General features: G+C 37.8%; 13 protein-coding genes. 5 read left to right on the top strand and 8 right to left on the bottom strand.

The window, feature by feature from the left end; translation table 11 throughout:
* From pdeM to asnB, 7 genes are all read right to left on the bottom strand, one after another.
* The gene (pdeM, locus tag J0871_RS02805) at positions 1 to 636 is read right to left on the bottom strand and encodes a ligase-associated DNA damage response endonuclease PdeM (protein WP_208223264.1); all 636 of its coding nucleotides are present in this window, start codon (positions 634 to 636) and stop codon (positions 1 to 3) included.
* Positions 637 to 835: 199 nt separating this feature from the next.
* On the bottom strand, positions 836 to 1,990 hold the full coding sequence (locus tag J0871_RS02810) for a methionine aminotransferase (protein WP_208223266.1): 1,155 nt from the start codon (positions 1,988 to 1,990) through the stop codon (positions 836 to 838).
* Between the two features lie 82 nt (positions 1,991 to 2,072).
* The gene (locus J0871_RS02815; RefSeq protein ID WP_208223268.1) at positions 2,073 to 2,819 is read right to left on the bottom strand and encodes a succinate dehydrogenase/fumarate reductase iron-sulfur subunit; all 747 of its coding nucleotides are present in this window, start codon (positions 2,817 to 2,819) and stop codon (positions 2,073 to 2,075) included.
* A gap of 25 nt (positions 2,820 to 2,844) precedes the next feature.
* Positions 2,845 to 3,222 carry a four helix bundle protein gene (locus tag J0871_RS02820; RefSeq protein WP_208223270.1) on the bottom strand — a complete coding sequence of 126 codons (378 nt, stop codon included), beginning with the start codon at positions 3,220 to 3,222 and terminating at the stop codon, positions 2,845 to 2,847.
* A gap of 25 nt (positions 3,223 to 3,247) precedes the next feature.
* On the bottom strand, positions 3,248 to 5,251 hold the full coding sequence (locus J0871_RS02825) for a fumarate reductase/succinate dehydrogenase flavoprotein subunit (RefSeq protein ID WP_208223272.1): 2,004 nt from the start codon (positions 5,249 to 5,251) through the stop codon (positions 3,248 to 3,250).
* A gap of 12 nt (positions 5,252 to 5,263) precedes the next feature.
* Positions 5,264 to 5,926: a succinate dehydrogenase cytochrome b subunit gene (locus tag J0871_RS02830; RefSeq protein WP_075325175.1), complete on the bottom strand. Its 663-nt coding sequence runs from the start codon at positions 5,924 to 5,926 to the stop codon at positions 5,264 to 5,266.
* 473 nt (positions 5,927 to 6,399) lie between these two features.
* Positions 6,400 to 8,061, bottom strand: coding sequence for an asparagine synthase B (gene asnB / locus J0871_RS02835; protein ID WP_208223275.1), 1,662 nt, complete (start codon positions 8,059 to 8,061; stop codon positions 6,400 to 6,402).
* Positions 8,062 to 8,499: 438 nt separating this feature from the next.
* Between asnB and J0871_RS02840 the strand changes: the two genes are divergently transcribed.
* The 5 genes from J0871_RS02840 to J0871_RS02860 all read left to right on the top strand — a co-directional run bounded on the left by J0871_RS02840 (position 8,500) and on the right by J0871_RS02860 (position 12,479).
* Positions 8,500 to 9,429, top strand: a complete 930-nt coding sequence (locus J0871_RS02840; protein WP_208223277.1) for a J domain-containing protein — start codon at positions 8,500 to 8,502, stop codon at positions 9,427 to 9,429.
* A complete protein-coding gene (locus J0871_RS02845) occupies positions 9,426 to 9,716 on the top strand; it encodes a chaperone modulator CbpM (protein ID WP_208223279.1) in 291 nt (96 codons plus the stop codon). The genes J0871_RS02840 and J0871_RS02845 overlap by 4 nt, the downstream gene beginning before the upstream one ends.
* Before the next feature lie 200 nt (positions 9,717 to 9,916).
* Positions 9,917 to 11,209 carry an aminopeptidase P family protein gene (locus J0871_RS02850; protein ID WP_208223281.1) on the top strand — a complete coding sequence of 431 codons (1,293 nt, stop codon included), beginning with the start codon at positions 9,917 to 9,919 and terminating at the stop codon, positions 11,207 to 11,209.
* 177 nt (positions 11,210 to 11,386) lie between these two features.
* A complete protein-coding gene (locus J0871_RS02855) occupies positions 11,387 to 12,103 on the top strand; it encodes an alpha/beta fold hydrolase (protein WP_243870374.1) in 717 nt (238 codons plus the stop codon).
* A 124-nt stretch (positions 12,104 to 12,227) separates the two neighbouring features.
* A complete protein-coding gene (locus tag J0871_RS02860) occupies positions 12,228 to 12,479 on the top strand; it encodes a DUF1660 family phage protein (protein WP_208223283.1) in 252 nt (83 codons plus the stop codon).
* A 31-nt stretch (positions 12,480 to 12,510) separates the two neighbouring features.
* On the opposite strand, the gene thiL is transcribed toward J0871_RS02860, so the two are convergent.
* Positions 12,511 to 13,584, bottom strand: a complete 1,074-nt coding sequence (gene thiL, locus J0871_RS02865; RefSeq protein ID WP_208223284.1) for a thiamine-phosphate kinase — start codon at positions 13,582 to 13,584, stop codon at positions 12,511 to 12,513.
* Positions 13,585 to 13,722 lie beyond the last annotated feature (138 nt).

Raw genomic sequence — 13,722 nt, forward strand, 5'->3', positions numbered from 1 at the left:
TTAGCTGTTTTCTATTAAAATTACTTCATTTTGGGTAATCGCGTATGCTTTTTCCTCATCATTTAGCTTCATCATAAAATTCCCGGTGAATTCTCCAAAAGCAGGAAAGATCAATTGATCTTTTCTTCGGAAAAAACAAGGCAACTTCAGGCTTTGTTTTCCTTTTCCATTTAATCGGTAGCCCGGATGAATATGCCCGCAAAGGTTAAAGAAACCTGCCCTGTTTTCCGGATGATGGGTAAGTAAAAAACCATTAAGCTGCCATTCTGAATGAATTTTCACGCCCAGTTTTTCATATTTTAGAGGGGAAATAATATCGTGATTTCCTGCTATTAAAACTACTTCAGCTTCTACAAAACTGAGCCAGTTTTCGAATAACTTCCACTCACTATTAAGATCGCTATGAAAAAGATCACCTAGAAAACAGACGGTTTTAGGCTGAAATTTCCCAACAACTTCGCTTAGTCTCAAAAAATTTGCATTAATAGCTTTATGAGGCACTGCACTTCCAAATTTCCTGAAATGAGAGATCTTTCCTAAATGCACATCGCTAATTAAGAGGATTCCCTCTTCTTTCCAAAAAGCGGCACCGCTGGGGTGAAGTTCGAAGGTTTGATTTTGGAGGTTTATGGTCATTGGTTTATTTGAACAACTCAGAAGACTCCGTCATTGCGAGGAACGAAGCAATCTGTAAGTTATGGTACTGAATCTTGAGATTACTTCTCCCGATAAATATCGGGATCGTAATGACGTTCTTTTTGAGAATCGCTTTTTAAAAGATAAATATTCTTTCAGTAAGTATTAGATCCTGAAACAAATTCAGGATGACGTAATATTATAATTTATGTAAAATCTCAGCTGCCTTTTCCAGGGTTTCATCGGTTTTGGCAAAACAGAAACGCAATTGTTTGTGATCCTTTCCGTCTTTATGAAATACGGAAACCGGAATGCTCGCCAATCCGTGCTCAGTAATTAATCTTTTCGCAAAATCCACATCGTGTTCATCGGTAATTTCTGAATAATCCATCACCTGGAAATAGGTTCCTTTTGAGGGAGTTCCTTTAAATTTTGAGCCCTGCATCAGCTCAAGGAATTTATCTCGCTTTTCCTGATAGAAATTTCCCAGGCTCAAATAGTGATCTGGATTTTTTAAATATTCAGCAAAAGCTCTTTGCATGGGGTGATTTACACAAAACACCGTAGCCTGGTGAAACTTGATGATCTCTTTCATTAAAACTTCAGGAGCAACGCAATAACCCATTTTCCAACCCGTGTTATGAAAAGTTTTTCCGAAGGAAGCACAAACAATAGCTCTTTCAGCTAAACCAGGGAACTTTGAGGCACTTTCATGCTCTTCCTCATCATAAATAAGATGCTCGTATACCTCGTCGCTTAACAGGATAATATTGGTATCTTTTAGCAATTTTTCAAGTTGCTGCATATCGTTTTTTGAAAGAACAGTTCCTGTTGGATTATGCGGTGTGTTAATTACGATCATCCTGGTTTTTGAAGTGATTTTTGCTTCCACTTCCTGCCAGTCGATTTTAAAATCTTTACCTTTTAATTCAATTAAAACAGGTTTCCCACCGGCCAGTTTAATATCGGGTTCGTAAGAATCGTAAGCCGGTTTAAAGACAATTACTTCATCTCCAGGATGAACAAATGCGCTTATAGCACAATACAATGCCTGGGTAGCTCCAGCGGTGAAGATGATTTCAGAAGTTTCATCGTATTTCTTCCCGTAAAGATTTTCTATTTTGCTAACTATTTGCTCCCTCAATTCGGGAATGCCGTTCATTGGCGGATACTGGTTGTAGCCATCTTTCATCGCTTTACAAACCAGCTCTTTTAAATGATTATCGGTTTCAAAATTCGGAAAACCCTGAGAGAGATCTATCGCTTTATGCTTTCTTGCGAGTCCGCTCATTACTGAAAATATACTGGTTTTCCCGGCTGGAAGTTTTGAAGGAAGATTTTGAAAATCTGGCATTGCGCTATTTTTAATTAAATTGCATAAAAAATCCCAAATTCAAAAAGAATTTGGGATCGATTTATTTGTATTTAAGGAAGTTTTATCCTTTTACGCTAGCTGCAAGATATTCACGGTTCATACGCGCGATATTCTCTAAAGAAATTCCTTTAGGACATTCTATTTCGCAGGCTCCCGTATTACTACAGTTTCCAAATCCTTCTTCGTCCATTTGTCTAACCATTGCCTGAACACGCTCGGTAGCTTCTACACGACCTTGCGGAAGTAAAGCATATTGAGAAACTTTTGCTGAAGTAAACAACATAGCACTCGCATTCTTACAAGCTGCTACACAAGCTCCACAACCAATACAGGTTGCTGCGTTAAAAGCTTCATCGGCCTTTTCTTTTTCTACGGGAATAGTATTGGCGTCTACAGTATTCCCCGAAGTATTTACCGAAACATATCCCCAGGCTTGTTGAATCCTGTCAAAAGCAGTACGATCTACAATAAGGTCTTTTATTACCGGAAAAGCTTTTGCTCTAAATGGCTCTATATAAATGGTATCACCATCTTTAAAAGAGCGCATATGCAACTGGCAGGTGGCGATTAACTTATCTGGCCCGTGTGGCTCTCCGTTAATTTGCAAAGAACAAGAACCACAAATTCCCTCACGGCAATCGTGATCAAACTGAATGGTATCTTCTCCTTTTTCTACCAACTGCTCGTTAAGTATATCCAGCATTTCAAGAAAAGACATATCTCCGTCTATCCCATCTACAGGATAATCTACCATTTTTCCTTTAGCAGTGGCATTTTCCTGACGCCATATTTTAAGTGTTAACTTCATATCGTTAAAAGTTAAGTGTTAAAAGTTAATAGGATTTACCTGCTTTTTTCAGATAATTAATATAGCCATTCAAAATAACTATTCCTTCTTCAACTTTTTTCTTTAAATTTTCAAATGTTTTTTCGTCAATATACTGCTCATCTAATGCAGTAATTAATTGATCTTTTATTTCATAAAGTGAGCCTCTCGAAATTCTACAGAATTGGATATTTTCCTTAAAATGAAATCTTCCGTAACCTTCAGCTAAATTATGTGTCACTGAGCGGGAAGCTCTTCTCATTTGAGAAACCAATTCAAATTTTTCTTCAGCAGGAAATTGTGTAATAAGTTTAGAAATCTCCATTCGAATAGCCCTACCTTTTTGCCAGCAGACTAAATCTTCGAATGATTTTATCTTTTCCATTAACAATTACCCATTCACTATGAACTTACTTGTAACTTCTTGTTTTCAATTCTATATTTTCAAATACCAGGTCTTCTTTGTGAAGAACGGCATCTGCAGGTTTCCCTTTATATTCCCAGGCAGCAACATACTTAAAGTTCTCATCGTCTCTTAAAGCTTCACCTTCCTCGGTTTGGTATTCTTCTCTAAAATGCCCTCCACAAGATTCTTCTCTATGTAGTGCATCTTTAGCGAATAACTCTCCAAGTTCAAGGAAATCTGCTACACGGCCAGCTTTTTCAAGCTCGGCGTTCTTAGAAGTTGCACTTCCGGGAACTTTTACGTTTTTCCAGAAATCTTCTCTTAAAGCTGCAATTTCTTCAATCGCCTCTTTTAATCCTTCTGCATTACGTGCCATTCCACACTTGTTCCACATAATCAGTCCTAATTCCTTGTGATAGGAATCAACAGATTTCTTTCCACCGGCATTCATCAACTTCTCAATTCGCTCTTTCACGGCTTTCTCGGTTTCTTCAAATTCTGCTGAATCTGTAGGAATTGCTCCGGTACGAATGTCTTTTGATAAATAATCTCCAATAGTGTAAGGCAATACAAAATAACCATCTGCCAACCCTTGCATTAAAGCAGAAGCCCCAAGCCTGTTAGCTCCGTGATCTGAGAAGTTTGCTTCTCCGGCAGCATAACAACCAGGAATGGTAGTTTGCAGGTTATAGTCTACCCAAAGTCCACCCATTGTATAGTGAACCGCAGGATATATCATCATTGGGGTTTCATACGGATTCTGGTCTACGATCTTGTTGTACATATCGAAGAGGTTTCCGTATTTAGAAGCCACAACTTCTTTCCCTAATTTTGTTATTTCTTCTTTTGAAGCATTTTTATTTCCAGAGGTAAAGGCTTTTTCTTTCCCGTAACGCTCAATAGCACTAGAGAAATCAAGATAAACTGCCTGTCCTGTTTTATTTACTCCATAACCGGCATCGCAACGCTCTTTAGCTGCTCTTGACGCCACATCTCGAGGCACAAGGTTACCAAAAGCAGGATAACGACGCTCTAAATAATAATCTCTTTCTTCCTCTGAAAGTTCAGTTGGTTTTTTCTTACCTTCTCTTATGGCCTTTGCATCTTCCTCCTTCTTAGGCACCCAGATTCGTCCATCATTCCGAAGAGATTCAGACATTAAAGTCAATTTAGACTGGTGATCTCCGGTAACCGGAATACAGGTTGGGTGAATTTGTGTATAGCAAGGATTAGCGAAATAAGCACCTCTACGGTGAGCTCTCCAGGCTGCCATCACGTTACTTCCCATCGCGTTTGTAGAAAGGAAGAAAACATTCCCATAACCACCGGAAGCCAATACCACGGCGTGAGCCGAGTGGCGTTCAATCTCACCGGTAACCATATTTCTGGCGATAATTCCACGAGCTTTACCGTCTACCAATACCAAATCCATCATTTCGTGACGGTTGTAAGGCTTGATCTTTCCACGGTTAATCTGGCGGTTCATTGCTGAATATGCTCCCAGCAACAACTGTTGGCCTGTTTGTCCTTTCGCATAGAAAGTACGGGAAACTAGCACCCCACCAAAAGAGCGGTTATCCAGATAACCACCATATTCTCGGGCAAAAGGAACTCCCTGTGCCACACATTGATCTATAATGTTTCCGGAAACCTCAGCAAGACGATAAACATTCCCTTCACGAGAACGATAATCCCCACCTTTTACAGTATCGTAAAATAGGCGGTAATCTGAATCGCCATCTCCCTGGTAATTCTTGGAGGCGTTAATACCTCCCTGGGCGGCGATAGAGTGAGCACGTCTTGGAGAATCCTGGTAACAAAATGTTTTTACATTATAACCTAATTCGGCAAGAGTTGCAGCTGCAGCTCCTCCCGCAAGACCTGTTCCAATAACGATAACATCTATATTTCGCTTATTGGCCGGGTTTACCAGGTTAATATCATTTTTATGATTGGTCCACTTTTCTGCTAGAGGCCCTTTAGGTATTTTTGAATCTAAAACTGACATAAATCTTACGTATTAAAGGTTATTAATATAGTGAAAAAGGGCTATAAAAATAAATCCTAGCGGTATGATGATCGCATAAGCTTTGGTAAATCCTCTAAGTCCTTTGGCATACTTATTTCTCCATCCAACAGATTGGAAAGAAGAAGAAAAGCCGTGATAAAGGTGAAGGGCCAAAAATACAAATGAAACCACGTATAATATTGTTCTAACCGGGCTTTGGAATTTCGCCACTAACTCGTCATAATAACGAGCAGCGTCTTCGGGATGCGATTCTATATATTTATGAATCATTTCCGGAAACCAGAAATCGTAAAAGTGAAGCCCTAAAAAAGCTAAAACTACAAGTCCGGAGTAAATCATATTTCTTGAAACCCAGCTTGAATTTTCATTTCCGGCAAACTTCACATACTTTATGTCTCTTGCTCCACGGTTTTTCGCCTCCAGTATAAAACCCATTACAAAGTGAAAAATCACTCCAAAAATTAGAACCGGTTGCAATAAAGCCTGGACAAAAAAGTTGGTTCCCATAAAATGAGAAACTTCATTAAAGACGTCTTTACTGAATACTGAAATAAAATTGATGCTGAAATGCTGAGCTAAAAATAAGACCAGAAATAGTCCCGATAAGGCCATAGCAAATTTTCTTGCTATGGTTGAATTTAGAAATCCACCCATTGGTTTGATAATTTTATAGAAATTTAACAGCAAAAATACACTCCAAATCACTTACTGACAAACTTTCAAGCCTGTTTATAGGGCTATTTAGAATAAATATAAGTAAGCAATAATTTTGTTGAATATCATTATTTGCATTTCCTATATTCCCAAGAGCTAAAACCTTTAGCTAACCAATATGTCTCATAAAGTAAATGCGGTTTTTTGGTAGAATTCAAAGAGATGCCGCTTCCAGAATTCACAAACTATGTTAAGATTAAATTACCCAACGAAGATCGGTAATGTTTAAATCTGAACTACCGGGTAAAAACTTCGTAAACTACTTCGGGACATTACACTCTTTGGCGTGCCAATAAAAAAAGCTACCTGGATTCAGGTAGCTTTTTAGTAAACTATCTCGAGGCAAACTTCGAGGTATTACATTATTTAACTGTGCCAATAAAACCTAAGTTTCAATTGGATTTACCAATCTTTTAATAACTATCTGAGTGAACATTGGCTACTGCCCTACCCGATGGATCGTTCATATTTTTAAAAGACTCATCCCATTCTAAAGCAGTTGGTGTACTACAAGCTACAGAAGGTACAGAAGGAACTGACAGTGCTGCCGCATCACTTGGGAAATGTTCGGTAAAAATAGATCGGTAATAATATTCTTCTTTGCTAGATGGTGGTTGAATTGGAAATTTGAAATGTGCATTTTTAAGCTGCTCATCACTCACCTCTGCATTAACCAATTCTTTTAGAGTATCTATCCAACTATAACCAACTCCATCAGAAAATTGTTCTTTTTGTCTCCAGGCTACGCTTTCTGGCAAATAATCTTCAAATGCCTTTCTTAGCACCCATTTTTCAATACGTTCGCCGGTAATCATTTTATCTTTCGGGTTTATTCTCATCGCTACGTCCATAAATTCTTTATCCAAAAATGGAACACGACCCTCTATACCCCAGGCGCTAAGAGATTTATTAGCCCGTAAACAATCATATTGATGTAATTTATCTAATTTTCGAACAGTCTCCTCGTGAAAATCTTTTGCACTTGGAGCTTTGTGAAAGTAAAGATATCCACCAAATATTTCATCTGCACCTTCACCAGAAAGCACCATTTTGATCCCCAAAGATTTGATAGTTCTAGCCATTAAATACATAGGAGTAGATGCCCTAATTGTGGTTACATCATAAGTTTCTAAATGATAAATCACATCTTTAATCGCATCTAAGCCCTCTTGTATAGTGAATTTTATTTCGTGATGCACCGTGTCTAAATGATCGGCCACTTTTTGTGCAGCCGCAAGATCTGGCGAACCTTCTAAACCAATGGCAAAAGAGTGCAATCTTGGCCACCAGGCCGCGTCTTTATCGTCACTCTCTATTCTTTTTTCTGAATACAATTTGGCAACTGCAGAAGTAATTGAAGAATCTAAGCCGCCTGAAAGTAAAACCCCATAAGGTACATCACTCATCAACTGCCGGTGTACCGCTTTTTCAAGAGCTTCCTTTAAATCTTCGATACTGGTTTCATTATCCTTTACGGCATCATATTCCATCCAGTCACGCTCATACCATTTTTGAAAACCTTCCTTTTTACTGGATAAATAATGCCCGGGAGGAAATAATTCAATCTTAGTACATTTACCTTCCAGAGCTTTAAGTTCTGAAGCTACATAAAAGGTTCCGTTTTGATCCCAGCCTATATATAAAGGAATAATTCCCATATGATCGCGAGCAATAAAATACTCATCATTTTCGGCATCATAAATAGCAAAACCAAAAATCCCATTTAATTCATCTAAAAAGCTATCTCCTTTTTCTTTATAAAGCGCAAGGATAACCTCACAATCAGATTTTGTTTGGAAGTTATAATTTGGAAACTGACTTCTTAATTCTTTATGATTATAGATCTCGCCATTTGCAGCAAGCACCAGCTGTTTATCGTCAGACAATAATGGTTGTCCACCAGAAATAGGATCTACAATAGCCAGACGTTCATGCGCCAAAATCGCTTTTTCATCACTATAAATTCCACTCCAGTCTGGGCCACGATGTCTTAAACATTTAGCCATTTCTAATATTTGAGGTCTTAAGTCTTCAGACTTCTCTTTTAAATCGAATGCACAAACAATTCCACACACAGCTTTAAAGTTTTAAGTATTAATATTGAAACAAATATTGAATAAATATTTCATAAAAAAAGCTAATAGAGTGTATTTGATTACATATGAAAACTAAAAATTTTATATTAACTTCATATAAAAAATTATTTTTAATAAAAATTACGATTTAATTTCAGCAGTAAACTACTTCGAAGCAAGCTCACGAAGCATTATTATTGAAAATATAATTTGATTTCAAGGCATCCCGATACTTCGGGACGGAGCATTTAATCTCGCTTATCGAGTAAAATTCTCAGGAAGCATTAAAAATATAGTTACCAAAACTGAAAATTGCGAAAATCACCTTTTTGTTGAATTTCTCCTTATTTCCCCGATTTTGCAAAAACTTAATGGGAAGTAAGCCAGCTTTTTAGTAATTTCAGGAGATAGAATTTCAACATTAATTCATAAGTTTTCATGGATTTTATAGACTACTACAAACTGCTGGAATTAGATAAATCTGCCAGCCAGGCTGATATTAAAAAAGCCTACCGGAAGCTGGCCCGGAAATATCACCCAGATCTCAACCCTAATAATAAGGAAGCTCAGCTCAGGTTTCAGCAAATAAATGAAGCCAACGAGGTTTTGAGTGATCCCGAAAAACGAAAAAAATACGACCAATACGGTAAAGACTGGCAACACGCCGATGCTTACGAAGAAGCTAAAAAGCAACAGCAAGCCTCTGGTGGCAGGGCTTATTCGGGCGGCGGATTTGGTGGCGGCCAGGGTGGCTATTCCTATTCAGGAAATTTTGATGATGATACTTTTTCCGACTTTTTTGAGGAAATGTTTGGCAGTGGCGCAAGAGCTCACGGTTCCGGTCGCGGCCGTCATTTTAAAGGCCAGGATTTTAATGCGGAGCTTCAGCTAAACCTAAGCGATGTGTATACCAGTCACAAACAAACGCTAACGGTAAATGGCAAGAACATCCGACTTACAATACCCGCGGGAGTTGAGAATGGGCAGACCATTAAAATTAAAGGTCACGGCGGGCCGGGCGTTCAGGGTGGCCCTAAAGGCGATCTTTATATCACTTTTAATATTGTAAATAATACTAAATTCAAAAGAGAAAAAGAGAATTTATTCAGCACTGTAAACCTGGATTTATATACCGCTTTACTTGGCGGAGAACTCACCGTAGACACTTTTGGAGGAAAGGTTAAGTTAAAAGTAAAGCCTGAAACCCAACCCGGAACCAAAGTGAAATTGAAAGGCAAAGGATTTCCGAAGTATAAAAAGGAAAATCAGTTTGGGGATTTAATTATCACTTATGATGTGAAAATGCCAACAAACTTAAGCGCGAGAGAAAAAGAACTGTTTCAAGAACTTCAAAAATTACGCTCATGAATTTAGAAGATTTAATACCAACTGATGAGATTTGCGCAAGGTATAAAGTGAAACGCACTTTTGTTAGTTCGCTTTACGAAAGCGGTTTAATTGAAATTATTACCGTAGAAGAAACAGAGTATGTGCATTGCGATGAGATTTCAGAATTTGAGAGGCTATGGCGTTTGCATTACGACCTCGATATAAATTTGGAAGGGCTTGAAGCTATTCAGCATCTATTAGACCAGGTAAGAAAATTACAAAGGAAAAATTTAGAACTTAAAAACCGTTTGGGTTTATATGAGTAAGGCAGGAACTTTTTACTCGATAATCGAGATTAAATACGCCAAGACTTCTCTCGAAATCAAATTATAGTTTCCAGATAATAACTTATAGGCTTGCCTGGAGGTTTTTTCCTCTGGGAGATAATGATAACTTTGCAGGAAGACTTTACAAACGAACAGACCTCACAGGTTTTGGAAACCTGTGAGGTTTAAAATATAAACAAATGAGATACGATCAAATAGACAGTAAATTATTTATAAAAAACCGAAAAAGCTTTACGGCTGGAATGAAGCCTAACAGCCTAGCGGTTTTTAATGCTAACGATATTTACCCAATTGGTGCAGATAGCACCATGCCTTTTCAACAAAACAGGGATTTATTTTATTTAAGCGGTGTAGACCAGGAAGAAGCAATTTTGGTACTTTTCCCGGACGCTCCAAAACCGGAACATCGTGAGATTTTATTCCTTACAGAAACCAATCCGCATATCGCAGTTTGGGAAGGCGCAAAATTAGATAAGGAAAAAGCTCTGGAAGTTAGCGGTGTTGAAACTGTGTACTGGCTTCAGGATTTTGAAAAGATTTTCTTTGAAGTAATGTCTCAATGCGAGACAGTATATTTCAATACCAACGAGCATTATCGTGCGAATGTACAAACCGAAACTCGCGACGAAAGATTTATAAAATGGTGTAAAGAGAAATATCCTGCGCACCAGGTAGCGAAAAGCAATCCTATTTTGCAGCGTCTGCGTTCAGTAAAAGACCCTATTGAGCTGGATCTAATGCAAAAAGCTTGCGATATTACTGAAAAAGCTTTCCGTAGGGCTTTAAAATTCACAAAACCCGGAGTTTGGGAACACGAAATTGAAGCTGAATACTGGCACGAAATGATTAGAAATCGTAGCCGCGGATTCGCTTATACGCCAATTATTGCCAGCGGAAATAACGCTAACGTGCTTCATTACACCGAAAACAACCAGCAATGTAAAGAAGGAGATTTAATCCTTATAGATACCGGTGCAGAATATGCTAATTATTCTAGTGATATGACCAGAACTATTCCCGTTTCAGGAAAATTTTCAGATCGCCAGAAAAAGATTTACAACGCTGTAAACAAGGTTAAAAAGGAAGCCACAAAATGGTTAGTTCCAGGAACTATCTGGGCAGAATACCACAAGGAAGTTGGTAAATTAATGACTTCAGAATTACTAGATCTAGGTTTGCTTGACAAAGCCGATGTGCAAAATGAAGATCCAAAATGGCCGGCTTATAAAAAATATTTTATGCACGGGACCGCGCATAATATTGGATTAGACACCCACGATTACGGGATTTTAACCGAACCTATGAAGCCTAACCAGGTTTTCACCGTAGAACCGGGAATTTATTTACCCGATGAAGGCTTCGGAATTCGTTTGGAAGACGATGTGGTAATTCAGCCGGAAGACGAGCCTTTCAACCTAATGCGCAACATTCCAATAGAAATTGAGGAAATTGAAGATATTATGAATTCTTAATAGAATAATTCTTACAATCAGATCAGTATATTTTACCGTCAAGCTGAATTTATTTCAGCTTCTAACATGAGACTAACTAGAATTATATTAGATCCTGAAACCAGTTCAGGATGACGATTTCAAACCAAAGCCACGAATCTATTTGAAAATTCGTGGCTTTTTATATTTTAAGCACTAATGAAAACAACCTACAAGAACACACCTATTTCTTTTACCTCACAGGGAACAGGAAATCCTCTAGTTCTCTTGCACGGCTTTTTAGAGTCTAAAGAAATATGGCAGGATTTTGTTGCAGAACTTTCAGCAAAGCGACAGGTTATTTGCATAGACCTTCCAGGCCACGGAGAATCCGGAAATTTCGCAGAAGTTCATACTATGGCTAAGATGGCCAAAACTGTAAAAGCGGTTTTAGATGAGCTTGATATTCAACAGGTTTCTTTCGCAGGTCATTCTATGGGTGGTTATGTAAGTTTGGAATTCCAAAATATTTTTCCTACAATGTGCAACAGTCTGGTGCTGGTAAATTCTACTCCGCAGGCAGATTCTGAAGAACGAAAAGCAAATCGCGACCGCGCGGCTGCTTTGGTTCTAAAAAACAAAAGGGCTTTTGTAAGTATGGCTATCTCAAATTTATTGACGCCAGAAAATAATAAGTTATTCAAATCTCAAATTGAAGAATTAAAAAATCGCGCCCTTAAGTTTTCTACTGAAGGAATCTACGCTGCAATTAAAGGAATGAAAATTCGTACAGATCACACCGGGCTTTTTGCAAATTTTAAAGGACAAAAAATTGTGATTGCAGGAAAAAATGATCCTGTTATGGATTTTAACACAATAAAAGCTATAGCTAAACGTTGTGAAAGTGAGTTTGAAAGTCTTCCGGTGGGCATTTAGCCTTTTTGGAAGATAAAAATGAACTTTTTAAAATTTTGCAATTCGTCGATTAATTTTAACTTTTTGTCGAAAGTTTAACTTTTTTTATACTTTAGACTTTCAGAAATAAGAAAATCAAGCTTTTATGAGAGAAAAACACCCTACAAGATTTTCATTCGGAAAAGTTCTTTGCAGCATTTTCGGGCATAAATTACGCGTGTCTAAAAATGTTACAGATCACGTTCACGAATATAAGTGCGAGAAATGCGGCATGGAAATGACCGATACCGCGAATGGTTTTTTAGCTCGCTTAACCCCAAAATTTAAAGAAACCAACGATTATATTTCCAAAATTCACCAAAAAAGAAAGCGTAAGCATTACGCCCACGCTTCTTAAGCTTAATTTTCGGAATTAAATTTCCGAAAGTTTATTCCTTTTTATCAGACTTTTCATTTTTATCTTCCATAGAATTCCAGCCTCTTGCAATTAGTGGCAACTTCTGGTTTGCACGCGTTATTAAATGCATTCCTTCTTTTTCCTCTGCCATATGGCCTATTACGGTTAAGTTAGGATTTGCTTTTATTTTATCATAATCTTCCTGGGAAATAGTGAAAAGTAATTCGTAATCTTCGCCACCACTTAAAGCAATAGTAGTACTATCTATATCAAACTCCTCACAAACCGAAATCACTGCCGGGTCTAGCGGAATTTTCTCTTCATATAAATTTGCACCAACCTGAGAATTTTTACATAAATGGATGATTTCAGAGGAGAGTCCGTCGCTAATATCTATCATAGAAGTTGGTTTTACACCAAGTTCCTTCAACAAAGGCGCAATATCTTTCCTTGCTTCCGGCTTCAATTGTCTTTCAATTAAATAAGTATAAGGATCCAGATCTGGCTGGGCGTTCGGATTGGCTTTAAAAACCTCCTTTTCACGCTCTAAAATTTGCAAGCCCATATAAGCCGCACCAAGATCACCGGTTACCACAAGCAAATCATTTGGTTTAGCACCGCTACGGTATACAATATCTTCTTTGTCAGCAATACCGAGTGCGGTGATACTAATTAATAAGCCTGAAGTTGAAGAAGTAGTATCACCACCTACCACATCAATATTATATAATTTCGCAGCAAGTTCAATACCGGAGTATAATTCTTCCAGCGCTTCTACCGGAAACCTGTTTGAAGCTGCTATAGAAACAGTGATTTGGGTGGCTTTAGCATTCATTGCATAAACATCTGAAGCATTTACCATTACCGCCTTATACCCCAAATGTTTAAGAGGCATATAAGCCAGATCAAAATGAACACCTTCTACCAAAAGATCTGTAGTTACTACGGTGTGTTTATTTTCAAAATTTAATACTGCAGCATCGTCGCCAATGGCTTTTACAGTTGAAGAAAGTTTGGGTTCAAAACCTTTGGTAAGGTGATCTATTAATCCAAATTCACCTAATTCTGAAAGGTTTGTACGCATATCCTGACTATCCTGAAACATAACTAATTATTTTAATTTGCAAAATAACTGAATATTATTCAACTGCCCTTATAAAGATGAGCTTAGATTAAAAAAAACACCAGTTTGCGTATTTTAAAATAAGGCGGAATTAATACTAAAGGGTTTAGTTTTCAGTTA

Origin of the sequence: Salegentibacter sp. BDJ18 (genome assembly GCF_017579965.1) — a bacterium.
Lineage (GTDB): Bacteria > Bacteroidota > Bacteroidia > Flavobacteriales > Flavobacteriaceae > Salegentibacter.

Bases quoted from the DNA above. Each gene is read 5' to 3' on its own strand.
- J0871_RS02845 (WP_208223279.1), top strand. From the start codon at position 9,426: ATGAATTTAGAAGATTTAATACCAACTGATGAGATTTGCGCAAGGTAT.
- J0871_RS02825 (WP_208223272.1), bottom strand. From the start codon at position 5,251: ATGTCAGTTTTAGATTCAAAAATACCTAAAGGGCCTCTAGCAGAAAAG.
- pdeM (WP_208223264.1), bottom strand. From the start codon at position 636: ATGACCATAAACCTCCAAAATCAAACCTTCGAACTTCACCCCAGCGGT.
- J0871_RS02810 (WP_208223266.1), bottom strand. From the start codon at position 1,990: ATGCCAGATTTTCAAAATCTTCCTTCAAAACTTCCAGCCGGGAAAACC.
- J0871_RS02830 (WP_075325175.1), bottom strand. From the start codon at position 5,926: ATGGGTGGATTTCTAAATTCAACCATAGCAAGAAAATTTGCTATGGCC.
- J0871_RS02815 (WP_208223268.1), bottom strand. From the start codon at position 2,819: ATGAAGTTAACACTTAAAATATGGCGTCAGGAAAATGCCACTGCTAAA.
- J0871_RS02820 (WP_208223270.1), bottom strand. From the start codon at position 3,222: ATGGAAAAGATAAAATCATTCGAAGATTTAGTCTGCTGGCAAAAAGGT.
- J0871_RS02855 (WP_243870374.1), top strand. From the start codon at position 11,387: ATGAAAACAACCTACAAGAACACACCTATTTCTTTTACCTCACAGGGA.
- J0871_RS02850 (WP_208223281.1), top strand. From the start codon at position 9,917: ATGAGATACGATCAAATAGACAGTAAATTATTTATAAAAAACCGAAAA.
- J0871_RS02840 (WP_208223277.1), top strand. From the start codon at position 8,500: ATGGATTTTATAGACTACTACAAACTGCTGGAATTAGATAAATCTGCC.
- J0871_RS02860 (WP_208223283.1), top strand. From the start codon at position 12,228: ATGAGAGAAAAACACCCTACAAGATTTTCATTCGGAAAAGTTCTTTGC.
- thiL (WP_208223284.1), bottom strand. From the start codon at position 13,584: ATGTTTCAGGATAGTCAGGATATGCGTACAAACCTTTCAGAATTAGGT.